The sequence below is a fragment of the Devosia sp. Z6_126 genome (assembly GCF_058133495.1).
Genome location: NZ_JBYUNO010000003.1, coordinates 889,493 through 905,511 on the forward strand (window position 1 = coordinate 889,493; position 16,019 = coordinate 905,511).

Annotated in this window: 14 protein-coding genes; 5 read left to right on the forward strand and 9 right to left on the reverse strand. The window is 63.8% G+C overall.

What is annotated here, in order from left to right; genetic code table 11:
• The first annotated feature begins 87 nt into the window (after positions 1–87).
• From AC3YOG_RS16540 to AC3YOG_RS16550, 3 genes are all read left to right on the forward strand, one after another.
• The gene (locus AC3YOG_RS16540) at positions 88–723 is read left to right on the forward strand and encodes a CvpA family protein (RefSeq protein ID WP_489935860.1); all 636 of its coding nucleotides are present in this window, start codon (positions 88–90) and stop codon (positions 721–723) included.
• Positions 724–878: 155 nt separating this feature from the next.
• Complete coding sequence (gene purF, locus AC3YOG_RS16545) at positions 879–2,369, forward strand: amidophosphoribosyltransferase (RefSeq protein WP_489935861.1); 1,491 nt, start codon at positions 879–881, stop codon at positions 2,367–2,369.
• The gene (locus AC3YOG_RS16550) at positions 2,369–3,103 is read left to right on the forward strand and encodes an SDR family NAD(P)-dependent oxidoreductase (protein WP_127754343.1); all 735 of its coding nucleotides are present in this window, start codon (positions 2,369–2,371) and stop codon (positions 3,101–3,103) included. Before purF ends, AC3YOG_RS16550 begins: the two co-directional genes overlap by 1 nt.
• Here the strand turns inward: AC3YOG_RS16550 and AC3YOG_RS16555 are convergent.
• From AC3YOG_RS16555 to guaB, 9 genes are all read right to left on the reverse strand, one after another.
• On the reverse strand, positions 3,100–4,380 hold the full coding sequence (locus AC3YOG_RS16555; RefSeq protein ID WP_172125497.1) for a hemolysin family protein: 1,281 nt from the start codon (positions 4,378–4,380) through the stop codon (positions 3,100–3,102). The genes AC3YOG_RS16550 and AC3YOG_RS16555 overlap by 4 nt on opposite strands.
• A gap of 128 nt (positions 4,381–4,508) precedes the next feature.
• Complete coding sequence (der, locus tag AC3YOG_RS16560) at positions 4,509–5,960, reverse strand: ribosome biogenesis GTPase Der (RefSeq protein ID WP_127754345.1); 1,452 nt, start codon at positions 5,958–5,960, stop codon at positions 4,509–4,511.
• 39 nt (positions 5,961–5,999) lie between these two features.
• Positions 6,000–6,881, reverse strand: a complete 882-nt coding sequence (locus AC3YOG_RS16565; protein WP_489935862.1) for a tetratricopeptide repeat protein — start codon at positions 6,879–6,881, stop codon at positions 6,000–6,002.
• A 96-nt stretch (positions 6,882–6,977) separates the two neighbouring features.
• Entirely contained in the window at positions 6,978–8,549 is a 1,572-nt protein-coding gene (gene guaA / locus AC3YOG_RS16570; protein WP_489935931.1) for a glutamine-hydrolyzing GMP synthase, read from the reverse strand.
• Positions 8,550–8,605: 56 nt separating this feature from the next.
• Positions 8,606–8,926, reverse strand: a complete 321-nt coding sequence (locus tag AC3YOG_RS16575) for a TspO/MBR family protein (RefSeq protein ID WP_489935863.1) — start codon at positions 8,924–8,926, stop codon at positions 8,606–8,608.
• Between the two features lie 224 nt (positions 8,927–9,150).
• Positions 9,151–10,434 (reverse strand): RsmB/NOP family class I SAM-dependent RNA methyltransferase, encoded by a 1,284-nt coding sequence (locus tag AC3YOG_RS16580; protein WP_489935864.1) that lies wholly within the window; start codon positions 10,432–10,434, stop codon positions 9,151–9,153.
• A gap of 7 nt (positions 10,435–10,441) precedes the next feature.
• The gene (locus tag AC3YOG_RS16585) at positions 10,442–10,867 is read right to left on the reverse strand and encodes an MAPEG family protein (protein WP_489935865.1); all 426 of its coding nucleotides are present in this window, start codon (positions 10,865–10,867) and stop codon (positions 10,442–10,444) included.
• Between the two features lie 40 nt (positions 10,868–10,907).
• Positions 10,908–11,252 carry a DUF3140 domain-containing protein gene (locus AC3YOG_RS16590; RefSeq protein WP_489935866.1) on the reverse strand — a complete coding sequence of 115 codons (345 nt, stop codon included), beginning with the start codon at positions 11,250–11,252 and terminating at the stop codon, positions 10,908–10,910.
• Positions 11,253–11,320: 68 nt separating this feature from the next.
• A complete protein-coding gene (gene guaB / locus AC3YOG_RS16595; RefSeq protein ID WP_127754352.1) occupies positions 11,321–12,823 on the reverse strand; it encodes an IMP dehydrogenase in 1,503 nt (500 codons plus the stop codon).
• Between the two features lie 318 nt (positions 12,824–13,141).
• Between guaB and AC3YOG_RS16600 the strand changes: the two genes are divergently transcribed.
• Positions 13,142–14,536 (forward strand): MFS transporter, encoded by a 1,395-nt coding sequence (locus AC3YOG_RS16600; RefSeq protein ID WP_489935867.1) that lies wholly within the window; start codon positions 13,142–13,144, stop codon positions 14,534–14,536.
• 36 nt (positions 14,537–14,572) lie between these two features.
• The gene (locus AC3YOG_RS16605) at positions 14,573–15,958 is read left to right on the forward strand and encodes an MFS transporter (protein WP_489935868.1); all 1,386 of its coding nucleotides are present in this window, start codon (positions 14,573–14,575) and stop codon (positions 15,956–15,958) included.
• Positions 15,959–16,019: the final 61 nt, after the last annotated feature.

A 16,019-nucleotide genomic window follows, 5' to 3' on the forward strand; every position in this document is an offset into this window, starting at 1 on the left:
GGGTCCTGCCCTTGGCATCTCAGCTTAAAGCAGTTAAACGAGGCGCTTGTTGCACCTGACCCAACAAGCAGAACAGGCAAATAGACTATGCTAACAGCGTTCGATGTCGGTGTTGGTGTGCTGGTGCTGATTTCAGCAATCCTGGCCACAGCCCGCGGCCTGACCCGCGAAGTCTTGTCACTCGCCACCTGGGCCGGTTCGGCCGCGATTGCCATCTATATGTGGCAATATCACCCCGAGATCGCGCGGCAATATATCGCCGAACAGGTGGTCGCCGATATCGCCACCGTGGTTGGCACCTTCATCATCTCCCTGATCGTGCTGCATCTGCTCACCATGCGGATTGCCGACTTTGTGGTGGATAGCCGGGTTGGACCGATCGACCGTACGCTGGGCTTTGTGTTCGGCGTGCTGCGGGGTGTGTTGATCGCCATCGTCGTCACCATTTTCGGCACCTGGCTCCTGGGCAGCAACCTGCCCCCGTGGGCCGCCCAGTCCCAGACCCTGCCGCATCTGCAAAGCATGGGCAATTCGCTGATCGCCATGCTGCCGCCTGACCTCGAAGAACAGGTTACCGAAATCCTCAAGGGTGGCACTGGCCTGACCGATGACGCCGAGGACGCCCCCGGCCCTGCCGACGAAGGCACCGATACCAATGAGGACGGCACAGTCCCGCCGCCGACAACGCCTCCCGCACCGGTCACGCCAGCTACAGGGGCGTGATCAAGCCTTGGTGACCCGGCCAGCATGGGCATGCCTGCCGGGCCATATCGGCATTGGTACATGCCGCCTGAATAAGGTATGGGTCGCCATCCGCTATAGTTTCTGCGCCGGACGCTTCGCACCGGCTACCGCACAAGCCTGAAATGGAGAGCCCGGTGGTCCATCCGAGCGATGACGATTTCGATCTTGACGGCGACACCCTGCATGAAGAGTGCGGGGTGTTTGGCATTTTGGGGCATCCCGATGCCCCGGCACTGACTGCGCTGGGGCTGCATGCGCTGCAGCACCGGGGGCAGGAAGCGGCCGGCATTGTTTCGTTTGATGGGCGCCAGTTTCACTCCGAGCGCCAACTGGGGCTGGTGGGCGACCACTTCACCGACCCCGCGACGCTCAAGCGCATTCCCGGCTCCATGGCCATGGGCCATGTGCGCTATTCCACCACCGGCGAAACCATTCTGCGCAATGTGCAGCCCTTGTTCGCCGAACTGGAAGTTGGCGGCATTGCCATCGCCCATAACGGCAACCTGACCAATGGGCTGACCCTGCGCCGGCGCTTGATCGCGCAGGGGGCGATCTGCCAGTCGACCTCGGATACCGAGGTGATCCTGCACCTGATCGCCCGTTCGCAGCGAACCTCGTCCTCGGACCGGTTCGTGGATGCGATCGGGGCAGTTGAAGGTGCCTATGCCATGGTGGCGATGACGCGCACCAAGCTGATCGGCGCACGCGACCCCAACGGCATCCGCCCGCTGGTGCTGGGCGATCTGGATGGCAAGCCCATCTTTGCTTCGGAAAGCTGCGCGCTCGATATCATCGGCGCCAAGTTTGTACGCGACGTCGAGAATGGCGAAGTGGTGGTGTGCGAAATCCAGCCCGACGGCTCGATCAGCATCGAATCGCTCAAGCCTTTTCCGCCCCGGCCCGAGCGGATGTGCCTGTTCGAATATGTCTATTTCGCCCGCCCTGACTCCGTGGTCGCCGGGCGCAGTGTTTATGCCGCGCGCAAGCGCATGGGCATGAACCTGGCCAAGGAAGCTCCGGTCGATGCCGATGTGGTGGTGCCCGTGCCCGATGGCGGCACGCCCGCAGCCATCGGCTTTGCCCAGCAGAGCGGCATCCCATTTGAGCTCGGCATTATCCGCAACCACTATGTGGGCCGCACCTTTATCGAACCGACCCAGTCGATCCGTGCCTTCGGCGTCAAACTCAAGCACTCCGCCAACCGCGCCGAGATCGCCGGCAAGCGGGTGGTGCTGATCGACGATTCCATCGTGCGCGGCACAACCTCAGTCAAGATCGTGCAGATGATCCGCGAAGCGGGCGCGAGGGAAGTGCATATTCGGGTCGCGAGCCCCATGATCCATTATTCCGATTACTACGGCATCGACACGCCCGACCCTGACAAGCTCCTGGCCAACCAGCACGCGGACCTTGCTTCGATGTGCCGGTTCATTGGCGCCGATTCGCTGGAGTTCCTCAGCATTGACGGGCTCTACGAAGCTGTGGGCGGCGCCAAGCGCAATCCCCAGGCGCCCCAGTTTACCGACCATTATTTCACCGGGGACTACCCAACACAGTTGACGGATCTGAACGGGCGCTCCAAGAACGAACCCAAGCAGATTTCCTTGTTGCGAGAGGCTGGTTAATGCCTGCAGAACACGATCTTGCGGGCAAAGTTGTCCTGGTCACCGGCGCATCGCGCGGTATCGGCTATGCCAGCGCCCTCGAAGCGGCCCGTCGCGGCGCCCATGTGGTCGCGGTCGCCCGCACCGTTGGCGCCCTTGAAGAGCTGGATGACGAAATCCAGGAACTTGGCTCATCCTCGACCCTGGTGCCCCTCGACCTGCGGGATGGCGATGCCATCGACCGGCTGGGCGCGGCGATATTCGAGCGCTGGGGTGCGCTGGATGGCCTGATCGCCAATGCCGGCATGCTCGGAACGCTGTCGCCTGTGCCCCATCTCAAGCCCGAAGAATTTGAATCGGTGATGGCGGTCAATGTCACCGCCAACTACCGGCTCATCCGCGCGACCGACCTGCTGTTGCGCCAGGCGGCGGATGGACGGGTTGTGTTCGTGTCCTCGGGCGCTGCGCGCAATGTCCGGCCCTATTGGGGGCTTTATGCCGCAAGCAAGGCCGCAGCCGATGCTCTGGCCAAGGCCTATGCCGGCGAGGTCGAGCAAACGCGCTTGCGCGTCAATGTGTTCTATCCCGGAGCCGTGCGCACCGCGATGCGCGCCAAGGCAATGCCGGGGGAGGATCCTGAGACCCTGCCCCGCCCGCAGGATGTTGCGCCGCGCCTGGTGGATTTGCTGAGCCCGTCGCTGACGCAGACGGGCCAGATCTATGACATGCGCCAGGGCGGGTTTACCCCGCTCTAGGCCGTTGTCGTGACGCCATCGAGCCGCGTCATCAGCACCTTGTCGATCCTGCGGCCATCGAGATCAACGATCTCGAAGCGCCAGCCGTCGTGCTCGAAGGTTTCGCCCACGGCGGGCAGGCGGTTGATGGTCGAAAGCACATAGCCCGCCACGGTTTCAAAACGCGCATCCTTGGGTATGGCGACCTTGAGCTTTTCACTGAACTCGTCCACAGGCATCCAGCCGGCCACGAGGTAGGAGCCGTCTTCGCGCCGGACCACGGCCGGATCGTCGCCGGTTTCTTCCTGGAACACGCCGGTGATGACTTCCAGAATGTCGCCGGAGGTGACAATGCCTTCGAAATGGCCGTATTCATCCACGACCAGCGCCATGTGCACGGTGGAGTTGCGGATGGCGCGCACGACGTCGAGCGCATCGGCATGATCCATGACTACTGGTACAGGCTGCACGAATTTGCGGATATCGAGCGGCTGGCCGTTGGCGAAAGTGGCGACAAGATCGGTGATCGCCACGACGCCAATGATGGAGTCGGCGTCGCCGTCCTGCACGAGGAGGCGCGAACGGTGCGTGCTCAGGATGTTGCGGCGGATTTCAGCGCCGTCATCGGCAAGATCGATCACATCTACTTCGAGGCGCGGCGTCATCAGGCCGCGCGCGGAGCGATCAGCGAGACGCATGACGCCCGAGATCATGGAGTGCTCGTCGGTCTCGATCACGCCGGCCGTGGTGGCTTCCGCGATGATGGTGCGCACTTCCTCTTCGGTGACCGTTTCTTCCATCTGGCCGCCCTGCCCCAGAAGGGTCAGCACCGCCTTGCCCGAGATGTCGAGCACCCAGACGATGGGCGAGCCAACCTTGGCCAGCAGCTTCATCGCAGGGGCGACGCGGGCGGCAACGCCTTCAGGGTCGCGGAGAGCGATCTGCTTGGGCACCAGCTCGCCCAGGATCAAGGAAATATAGGTGATGAACAGCACCACGCCGCCCACACCCACCACATCGGCGATGTTATCGGGGACACCCAGGGCTTCCAGCCAGTCGGTGAAGCGCAGGCCAAGCGTCGCGCCTGAAATGGCGCCAGACAGGATGCCGACGAGGGTAATGCCGATCTGCACCGAAGACAGGAACTTGCCGGAGTCCTCGGCCAGATGGATGGCGACCTCAGCCCCCTTGTTGCCGGCATCGGCCATGGTGCGCAGGCGCGCCGGACGGGCGGAAACAACGGCGAGCTCGGACATGGCCAACGCGCCATTGACGATGGTCAGAACGATTACGATCAGGATTTCTAGGAACAAGATTTCAACGTGATACGCGGCCCCGCACTCAGCATCGGGTCGCTTCAGACGCGTTGATTATGAGGCAAAGCGAGCCGAAGCACCATGGGGTGTTGATGCTTCGTCCGGTTTGGCTAGCCCAGCCGGCGCTTGCTGGGATCGTTATAGGGGTTATTGCTGCCCGAACGCACCCAGAGCCGAATGGGCGTGCCTTTGATATCAAAGGCTTCGCGCATCCCGTTTACCAGATAGCGCTGATAAGCCGTCGGCAGGGCATCGGGGCGCGAGGCAAACAGGATAAAGCTCGGTGGCCGGGTCTTGGCCTGCGTCATATAGCGCAGCTTGAGGCGGCGGCCCGAAACGGCCGGCGGCGGATGCCCCTCAACCATTCCCGCGAGCCAGCGGTTGAGGCGCGCGGTGGAAACATGGGAGTTCCAGGCGCGCTCGATGGTGAAGATCGCGTCCATCAGCTTGTCGATATTGCGCCCGGTCAGCCCCGAAAGGGTGACCAGGGGAATACCGCGCAGCTGCGGCAAGAGCCGGTCGCAGGCTTCGCGCAGGGCCGAAAGCGTGGCGTTCTTGTCCTCGATCAGATCCCATTTGTTGAGCGCGATCACCATGGCGCGGCCTTCGCGCTCCACCAGGTCGGCCAGCGCCAGATCCTGCTTTTCGAACGGGATCGTGGCGTCGAGCATCAGCACGACGACTTCGGCATACTGGATCGAACGCAAGCTATCGCCCACGGCGAGCTTTTCGAGCTTTTCCTGCACGCGCGAGCGTCGGCGAATGCCGGCGGTATCGACGAGATTGATCGTGCGCCCTTCCCATTCCCAGGGCACGAGAATGGAGTCGCGGGTGATGCCGGCTTCGGGGCCCACCAGCACGCGGTCTTCCCCGACCATGCGGTTGATCAGCGTGGATTTGCCGGCATTGGGGCGGCCGACGATGGCGACATTGAGATAGCGGCGCGGGTTCCAGCGCAGCGTGGCCTCATCGCCCTCGCCTTCGAGCATGTCCGGGGTGATGTCGATATCGACCTCGGGCATGGCATCGAGATCGGCAATGGCTTCGGCCTGCTGCTTTTCGGCCGCGGCATCGATGGCCTGGCCGACGATGGAATAAAGCTCGGACAGCCCCAGTCCATGCTCGGCCGACAGCGCGATGGGTTCGCCAAAGCCGAGCTTGAAGGCTTCCACGAGCCCCGCTTCTGCAGCCTTGCTTTCAGCCTTGTTGCCCACGAGATGGACGGTCTTGCCGGCCTTGCGCAGCACCTGGGCAAAACGCTGGTCGAGCGGCACGACGCCGGCCCGCGCATCGATCATGAAGAGGATCACATCGGCTTCGGCAATGGCCAGCTCGGTCTGCTGGCGCATGCGGTCTTCCAGCGAGCCGTCTGTGACATCCTCATAGCCCGCGGTGTCGAGCACGCGGAAGGTGAGATCGGCGATATGGCCTTCGGCTTCGCGCCGGTCGCGGGTGACGCCGGGCGTATCGTCGACCAGCGCAATCTTGCGGCCGACCAGGCGGTTGAACAGGGTCGACTTGCCGACATTAGGACGACCGACAATGGCTACGGTGACGGTCATGGCATGGCTTTCTGGTGGGCGGGGCGCAAGGCTCCGCCGTTATTCAAGGACAGGATCGGTGGTTGGGGTGGCCGGAGCCGCGGGCGCCACAGCTGCAGGCGCGTCCGTTGCCGGAGCCGCCGGGGCAACAGCTTCTGGCGCAGCGGGTGCTGCAGCTTCCGGAGCGGGTGCCTCAGCTGCCGGTTCGACGGGGGCGGCCCCGTCGACGACGACGGTTTCGCTCGATTGCAGCGTGGCTTCGCTGTCGGGGATCGGTTCGGGCGCAATCACGCCTTCCGACACCATCTGGCCGAGATAATAGCCCATGCGCTGGCGCGTGGTGTTCTGCGTCAGGGGATCGTTGAGCACCGATTCAAAGCTGGCCTGGGCGGCGGCAAAGTCGCCGGCCTTGTATTGCGCCAGCCCCATGGCTTCGCGCGCAGCATTGCGCAGCGGATTGCCTTCGGTAGCGATGGTTTCCACGCGCGTCTGCACATCGGCGAGCGTGCCATTGTCCACCAGCAGCGTGCCGGCAAACACTAGCGCGAGCTCGCGCAGGCGGGGATTGGACTGGGTATTGGCGAGCTCGTCGTAAACGGCCACGGCCTCAGCCGCCTTGCCTTCCTTGGCCAGCAGCCCCGCCTTGCGGAACTGCGCCAGCACCGGATAGCCGCCCGACCCATCGGCGATCAGGCGGTCGAGCTCGGTCTGGGCCGCGGCAAGGTCGCCTCCGTCGGCGAGGTCAAAAGCGGCATAAAGCTCGTCCGAGGACTGCGCCGCATTGCTCGACTGATACCAGGACCACCCTTCGTTGATCGCAACGATCAGCACCACGCCAACGGCTGCACCCAGGATATAGGGCGCAAAGCGGCGCCAGAACGCGCGCATGCGATCAGAGCGCAGTTCCTCGTCGACTTCGCGAAAGATGTTGTCCTGGGACATGGGCGGCCTGACGTCGTTGGAGAAGTGCGGGGAGCATTACCATGGGTCCCCGCGATTGCAAACGGAATGGGCTTGAGTGGGCGACCGGCCGGCCGCTCACTCCCACTCGATCGTGCCGGGGGGCTTGGAGGTCACGTCATAGACCACCCGGTTGATGCCGCGCACTTCATTGATGATGCGCGTGGCCGTGCGCCCGAGGAAGTTCATGTCGAACTGGTAAAAATCGGCGGTCATGCCGTCGACCGACGTCACCGCACGCAGCGCACACACGAACTCATAGGTGCGCCCGTCGCCCATCACGCCCACGGTCTGCACCGGCAGCAGCACGGCAAAGGCCTGCCAGATCTTGTCGTATTGGCCCGACTTGCGGATCTCGTCGAGATAGATGGCATCGGCCTTGCGCAGGATATCGAGCTTTTCGGGCGTGATGCCGCCTGGGCAACGGATGGCCAGACCTGGTCCGGGGAACGGATGGCGGCCGATAAAGCTCTCGGGCAAGCCAAGCTCGCGGCCGAGCACGCGCACTTCGTCCTTGAACAATTCCCGCAGGGGCTCGACGAGCTTCATGTTCATGCGCTCGGGCAAGCCACCCACATTGTGGTGCGACTTGATGGTCACCGAGGGCCCGCCGGTGAACGAAACGCTTTCGATCACGTCGGGATAGAGCGTGCCCTGCGCCAGGAATTCGGCGCCGCCAAGCTTTTCGGCTTCCGCCTCGAAGGTCTCGATAAAGAGGCGCCCGATGATCTTGCGCTTGGTTTCGGGATCCACCTGCCCCGTCAGCTCGCGCAGGAACAGCTCGGAGGCATCCACATGCACGAGCGGGATATTGTAGTGGTCGCGGAAGAGGCTGACGACCTGCTCGCTCTCGTTGAGCCGCATCAGGCCGTGATCGACATAAATGCAGGTCAGCTGATCGCCGATGGCTTCGTGGATCAGCACGGCCGCCACCGAGGAATCAACGCCTCCCGACAGCCCGCAGATCACCCGGCCGGTGCCGACCTGGGCGCGGATGCGCTCGATCATCTTGTCGCGATAAGCCGACATGGTCCAGTTGGACGCCACGCCGCACACTTCATGGACGAAATTGGCAAAAAGCTTGGACCCGTCAGGGGTGTGCACCACTTCGGGGTGGAACTGGGTGGCCCAAATGCGCCGGCTTTCATCGGCAATCATGGCAAATGGCGCGCCGGGCGAAGTGGCCACGATCTCAAAGCCGGGCGGGATGGTGACGACGCGGTCACCATGGCTCATCCAGACCTGGTGCTCGGTGCCCACTTCCCACACGCCGGTGGTGAGGGCCGAGTGCTTTTGCACGGTCAGCTCGGCGCGACCAAATTCGCGGTGATGGCCCGCTTCCACCGTGCCGCCCAGCGCCATGCACAAGGCTTGCTGGCCATAGCAGATGCCGAGGATCGGCACGCCCGCGTCGAGCAGGGCGGGATCGATGGTGGGGGCGTTCTCGTCCAGCGTCGAAGCGGGACTGCCCGACAGCACAATGCCGCGCGGCTTGAGCTTCGCCGCCGCCTGGGCGGCGTGCTGGAAGGGATGGATTTCGCAATAAACCCCGGTTTCGCGGATACGGCGCGCAATCAACTGGGTGACTTGCGAACCGAAGTCCACAATCAGGATTGCGTCGGTCTCGGGATCTTTCTGGGGGTGCTGCATGGCGAGCATTTACCGGCACAAAGAGCTAAGTGCAAGCCTCGCGGATGCATGCCTGCCTAGTTCAAAAGTGCAATCGAAAGATTGAGGGCGCTGGCAAAGCTCACCCACAGCAAATAGGGCAGGAACAGCCAGCTGGCGAGCTTGTCGAGCGGACGCGCCATCAGCATGAAGCCGATGATCGCCAGCCACATGAGAACGATCACCACAAAGGCGGGCCACAAGAGATGCGCGCCGAACCAGACCGGCGACCAGGCGAAATTGAGCACCATCTGCGCCCACCACAGCTTCATCGCGGTGCTGCGCGGGTCCTTGCTGTAGATGCGCCAGCCGGCAATGCCGATCAGCACGTAAAGCGTCGACCAGACCGGACCGAACACCCAGCTGGGCGGATTGAAGAACGGCTTTTCGAGATTGTCGTACCATTCGCCGCCCCGCCGGTGAACACCCCGATCAGCGAGCCGATCCCCAGCACCCCGACCACAAAGACAGCGAGAAGCAGCCAGGAGCGCGGGGTGCGATGATCGGCGGTCGAAACGCTGGACATTGGGCTCTCGCGGTTGAACAGAGGTCCCCCGCTGAACGCCGTTGGGCCCGCTCGGTTTCACCGCCGCAGGATGTGGCAGTAAAAGCCGTCCGTGCCGGTCAGGCGCGGGGTCAGGGCAATGCCGCCCGCCGCGGTCGCAACGCCATCAGGAAGCGCTGTGCCGAAAGCGGCGCTCCAGAGCTCGGCGGGCGGCACCGAAACAAGGCCCGGCTGTTCGGCCCGCAGCGCCACGATCTGGTCGTCGTTTTCTTCCGGCAGGGTCGAGCAGGTGATGTAAACGAGCGTTCCACCGGGCTTGAGGAAGGCGAGGCCCTCGCGCAACAGCGCCGCCTGTTCGCCCATGCGGGTCGCGAGGAGTTCTGGCGAAAGCTTCCATTTGGTGTCGGGGCGCCGCCGCCAGGTGCCCGTGCCGGTGCAAGGGGCGTCGATGACGACGCGATCCATCTTGCCCATGAGGTCATCGAGCGCGCCCTCATGGGGGGCACGCACCTGCACATTGCGCGCGCCATTGCGCTTGAGGCGATCATAAATGGGCGCCAAACGGTTGCGATCGCTGTCATAGGCAAAGATCTGGCCCTTGTTGCCCATAGCTGCCGCCAAGGCGAGGGTCTTGCCCCCGGCCCCGGCGCAGAGATCGAGCACCTGTTCGCCGGGCTGTGCATTGGCGAGGGCCGACACGATCTGGCTGCCCTGGTCCTGCACCTCGAACCAGCCCTTGAGATAGCCCTCGTCGGTGGTGACATTGGGCGTGCGCGCATCGCGAGGCCCGGCCGGCATGGTCACACCCTGGGGCGCAATGGCGGTAGGCTGCGGGTTGAAGCGCGCAAGGGACTTGAGCACGCGTTCGCGGCTCGACTTGAGCGTATTGACGCGCAGATCGAGCGACGGACGAGTGGCCATGGCGGCCCCTTCGGCCACCCAATCGGCACCAAAGGCCCGCTCGAGCGAGGGCGCCAGCCATTCCGGCAGATCGGCGCGCACAGGAGCCGGCGCCCCCTCGAGGCTGCCGGCGGCACGGGCGATCTCGTCCTCACTCAGCGGCTCGGGGGCATGATTGTCGCCCGCAAAAGCGGCGTTGAGCGCCTGCGGGTCCTCCTGCCAGTCACGCAGGGCGACGGCAAGCACCAAGGCGCGCGGGGAATCGCTGCCCATCAGGAAAGCATGCGAAGCGCGGTGGCGCAGCGCGTCATAAACCAGATTACCGATGGCGGCACGATCGCCGGCGCCGGCGAAGCGGTTGGCCAGCCCCCAGGCCTTGAGCGCTTCGGAAACGGGGCGCTTGCGCGTTTCCACCTCGGACAGAACGGCAATTGCAGCGGCAAGGCGGCCGGGAAGGCGCATGGGCAACTCAGGCTAACAGAATGCGGAACAGCAGCACTAGCCAGAAGATGGCCAGCACCGCAAGGCCAAGGCCATATGCGGCAAAGCGCTGTTGCACATGGTTAGTGGTGACGTGAATGGCGGCGTGAACGTAGCGCGAAGCCACGAACAGGGCGGCGAGCACCACTTCAATCAGGTTCGGCACCCCAGCCCACAGCGCCAGCAGAGCGGCGATGTAGAACAGCACCGGCAGCTGGAACTGGTTGTCGAAATTGTTGGACAGCAGCCGCGCCCGCAGCGGATAGGCGGTTTTTTCCACCGCAATATCGGCGACCTTGATCTCCCCCGACAAGACGCGCGGCACCCGCTCGCGCCCCATCAGCATGAGGATAACGAGGGTCAGCAGCACCTGGGCGGCGATGGCGAGCACAAGGAGCTTGGCGTTGAGCGGCATGAGGCAAGCCCCCGGTGAGACAGCGTGAATGAGCGGAGGGTTAGTCGTTCAGCGGGTCATGGCCCCAGTTCATCAGCGAAAAGCGCCAGGGCGTTTCGCTGATGTCCCCGCTCGGGCGCTGCGCCAGGTGGCGATGCACATAGCCCACCACCTTGCGCATATGCTGGTAGTCGTCATCGGTCAGCTCGGCCTTGGACTTGCGCTTGATTTCGATGATGCGCTGGCCCGATTGGTGGCCCACCGATTCTTCGCCTTCGTCGCGATCCTTGGGCCAGCCGACCTTCTGACTGTGCTCGGAGGCCAGCCATTTGTTGAGCTCGGCGGGCGCCATGTTGACCGCTTCGTTGAAATCCTTGCGGATCGCGTCCTTCTCCGCCTCGTCCATGCCAGCCAATCCCCCGGAGTTTGTGCCCGGGGGTAACGGGTGCGGCAAGGCGGCGTTCCGTCAGCGCCTTAGCGGGCGCTGCGGTAGTTCGGGGCTTCGCGGGTGATGGTCACATCATGCACATGCGATTCGCTCAGCGCCGCGCCCGAAATCTTGACGAACACCGAATTGTTGCGGAAGTCCTCGAGATTATGAGCGCCGGTATAGCCCATGGCGGCGCGCAGGCCCCCTGCGAGCTGGTGCAGCACGGCGCCGGCCGAACCTTTATAGGGCACCTGCCCCTCGATACCCTCGGGCACGAGCTTCATCTGGTCGCGCACATCCTGCTGGAAATAGCGGTCGGCGGAGCCCGAGCCCATCGCACCCACCGAGCCCATGCCGCGATAGGATTTATAGGAACGGCCCTGGTAGAGATAAACCTCGCCCGGGCTTTCATCGGTGCCGGCGAGGAGCGAGCCCACCATCACGCAGGAGGCGCCGCCGGCCAGGGCCTTGGCCATGTCGCCCGAGAACTTGATGCCGCCATCGGCGATCACGGGAACACCGTGCTTGGCGCCCTCTTCAGCGCAGGCCATCACAGCTGCCAACTGCGGCACGCCGACGCCTGCAACGATGCGCGTGGTGCAGATCGAGCCGGGGCCGATGCCCACCTTGACCGCATCGGCGCCCGCATCGATCAGCGCACGGGTGGCTTCGGCGGTGGCGACATTGCCGGCCATGATGCGGGTGGAATTGCTTTCGCGCTTGACGCGCTCGACCGCTTCGGCAACCCGCACCGAGTGACCATGGGCCGTGTCGATGACGAGGAGGTCGACGCCCGCCTCGATCAGCGCCAGCGAACGCTCAAACCCGGCATCGCCCACCGTTGAAGCCGCGGCGACGCGCAGGCGTCCCTGGGCGTCCTTGACCGCGTTGGGATTAAGCTGGGCTTTTTCGATGTCCTTGACGGTGATGAGCCCCGTGCAGCGCCCCTCGCTGTCGACCACCAGCAGCTTTTCGATGCGGTGCTTGTGTAGCAGCACCTTGGCTTCGTCCTTGCTGACGCCATCGCGCACGGTGATGAGGTTTTCATGCGTCATCAGCTCGGCGATGCGCTGGGCTGGATTGGAAGCAAAGCGCACATCGCGGTTGGTGAGGATGCCGACGAGCTTGCCGGTCATGCGCCCGCCCTTGCCGCCATTCTCCACCACGGGAATGCCCGAAATGCGGTTGGTCTGCATCAGCGAGAGCGCATCGGCCAGGGTCGCATCAGGGCCGATGGTGATGGGGTTGACCACCATGCCCGATTCAAAACTCTTGACCTGACGCACCTGCTCGGCCTGCTCGGCCGGGGTGAGATTTTTGTGGATCACGCCCATGCCGCCGGCCTGCGCCATGGCGATGGCCATCGCGCTTTCGGTGACCGTATCCATGGCCGAGGACAGGATGGGCAGGTTGAGCGCGATGTCGCGCGTCACATAGGTGGCGATGTCGGTTTCGCCGGGCAACACATCGGAGCGTGCCGGCTGCAGCAGCACGTCATCAAAGGTGAGGGCGGAATCGCCGGTAATGGTGGTGATGATCTTTGCCAATGCCAATAACTTTCCGGTGGTCTGAGGGGGATCAGAGCTTTGGGGATGTGAACGGGGCGAGCGGGGCGCCGGGTTCAGGTTGGCGAGGGTCTCTAGCACCCCCCGGTTGCGCTGCATAGGGGGGCGGGCGCGCAGCGGGGGTGCCGGCTTTGCATGGCGCGCATGCCCATGGCGAGCGCGGCCAATATAGCGCGGCAAGAGCAAGCATTCATCATTTGGTCGATCAACACTTGTTTGCGCTTTCCAGTGCCGCCGCTGGCGACCATACTGGCATTGGCTGCTGCGTCGGCCCCTCTTTTGCTTTGCCCCGGTTTTCCCTTGATCCGCGTTACACCCCTCATCCTGGCGGTCGCCCTGTTCATGGAACAGATGGACTCCACGGTGATCGCCACCTCGCTGCCCGCCATTGCGGTGGACATCGGCACCGAGCCGGTGGCGCTGAAACTGGCGCTGACCAGCTATTTCGTGGCGCTGGCCATCTTCATCCCCATTAGCGGCTGGATGGCGGACCGCTTCGGGGCCAAGAACATTTTCCGCATCGCCATATTCGTGTTCATGCTGGGCTCGCTCGCCTGCTCGTTCTCCTATTCGCTCGAGACCTTTGTGATCTCGCGCTTCTTTCAGGGCATCGGCTCCTCGATGATGACCCCGGTTGGGCGCCTGCTGCTGGTGCGCTCGACCCCGCGCAACGAACTCGTTGCCGCCATGGCCTGGCTGACCGTGCCCGGGCTGATCGGGCCGCTCACCGGCCCGCTGATCGGTGGGTTCCTCACGACCTATCTGAGCTGGCACTGGATCTTTTGGATCAATATCCCCATCGGCATTGCCGGCATTCTGCTGGCCGGGCGGTTCCTCAAGGTCAAGGATGAGCGCAATTCGCGCCCCATCGACGCCGTCGGCTTTTTGCTCGCCAGCGTCGCCTTTTCCGGCACCGTCTTTGGCCTCTCGGTGATCAGCCTGCCCGCCCTGCCCCTGATCTATGGCTATCTGACCATTGCGGTAGGGGTCGTCGCCGGCATCTTTTATCTGCTCCATGCCCAGCGCACCAAATACCCGCTGCTTGACCCGCGCATGTTCCGCCAGCGCCTGTTCCGCTCCTCGATCATCGGCGGCTCGATCTACCGCATCGGCATTGGCGCCGTGCCGTTCCTCTTGCCCCTGATGCTGCAACTGGGCTTCGGGCTTAACCCCTTCCAGTCGGGCGCCATCACCTTTGTGTCGGCAATCGGCGCCATCATGAGCAAGTTCATCGCCGAACGCGTTTTTGCCTGGTTCGGCTTTCCCCATGTGCTGGCCGTTGCCGGAATCATCGGGGGCGTGCTGATCGCGGTGCAGGGCACCTTCACGACCACCACCTGGGTGCCCCTGATCATGGCCGTGCTGCTGGTCGGGGGCGTCTTGCGTTCGATGTTCTTTACCGGCTCCAACGCGCTGGGCTATGCCGATATCAGCGACGAGGATGCCAGCCAGGCCACCGCAATCGTCGCTGTAGCCCAGCAACTGAGCATCGCCTTTGGCGTTGCGGTCGCAGGGGCGGTGCTGGAAATCAGCACCCGCACCCATGGCGGGGAACTGTCCCTCGCCGACTTCCAGATCGCGTTTTTCGTTGTTGGTTGCGTCAGCGCCCTTGCCGGCCTCGTTTATCTTCGCCTCCCCGCGGAAGCGGGCAACAATGTCTCGGGCTACAAGGCCCTGGTTGCCACAAAGGAGTGAGTGCGGGGGCCGCCGCCCCTTGGCTCGAACACAGATTTGTCCCGCATCACGCCCCTGATCCTTGCCACCGCCTTGTTCATGGAAAACATGGACGCCACGGTGATCTCGACCTCGCTCAACGCCATCGCCAGCGATATCGGCACCGACCCGATCTCGCTCAAGCTGGCGCTGACGGCCTATCTCGTGGCGCTTGCGATCTTTATCCCCATCAGCTCCTGGATGGCCGACCGGTTTGGCGCCCGCACCGTGTTTCGCTGGGCCATGGGCGTCTTCGTGCTGGGCTCGCTCGCCTGCGCCTTTGCCAATTCGCTGGAAACCTTTGTCGGCGCCCGCTTCCTTCAGGGCATGGGCGGGGCGATGATGACGCCCGTAGCGCGCCTCGTTCTGGTGCGCTCCACCGCCCGGCACGACCTGGTCGCGGCCATGGCCTGGCTGACCATCCCCGGGCTCATCGGGCCCATCGTGGGCCCGCCATTTGGCGGTTTTCTCACCACCTATCTGTCCTGGCACTGGATCTTCCTGATCAATGTGCCGATCGGCATGGTCGGCATCGCTCTCGTCAGCAAGTTCCTGCCCGAAATGGAGCGGATCGAACCGGGGACGATGGATTTCAAAGGCTTCATCCTGGCCGGCAGCGCCTTCGCGCTCTTTGTTTTTGGCACCTCGGTGATCAGCCTGCCCGCCCTGCCGCCCATGTTTGGCGTGATTGCGACGGTGCTGGGCATTGTGCTCGGCCTGCTTTACGTCCGTTACGCGCTAGCCACCCCTAAGCCGCTGTTTGATCTGCGGCTGCTGCGCTTTCCGTTTTTCCGCAGCGCCGTCGCCGCCGGCTCGTTTTTCCGCCTGGGCCAAGGCGCGATCCCGTTCCTCTTTCCCCTCATGCTGCAGCTCAGCTTTGGCATGTCGCCCTTTGAGTCGGGGATGGTCACCTTCGCCGGAGCCGTTGGCGCCATCGTCGCCAAATTCGTCGCCAACCAGATCTTTGCCAGCATGGGATTCCGCAACGCCCTTGTGGTCGCGACGGCCGTGTCGGCGCTGGGGCTCGTCGCCATGGGGCTTTATACCCCCCAAACGCCCTTGCCCCTGATCATCGCCATTCTCGTTGTGGTGGGCTTTTGGCAATCCATCTTCTGGACCGGCAGCAATGCCTTTGTGTTTTCCGACATCAACGACAAGGACGCCGGCCAGGCCAATGTGATCAGCCAGGTCAATGTGCAGCTGACCATCGCCCTTGGCGTGGCGCTGGGCGGTGGCATTCTCGAAGCCAGCAATGCCCTACGGGGGGGCGAGCTGATCCTCGCCGATTTCCACCTAGCGTTTTTCGTTTTGGCCGGGATGTGCCTGATCTCGACGGCGCTCTTCATGCGCCTGCCCGGCAATGCCGGCCACCAGCTGACGCGCCCGGCCCCGGCGGCCGAGTAGGAGGGGGCGAGGAACTCCGGCACAGCCCACCCGTTGCTGGCAGGATCAATCCAGCCACGGA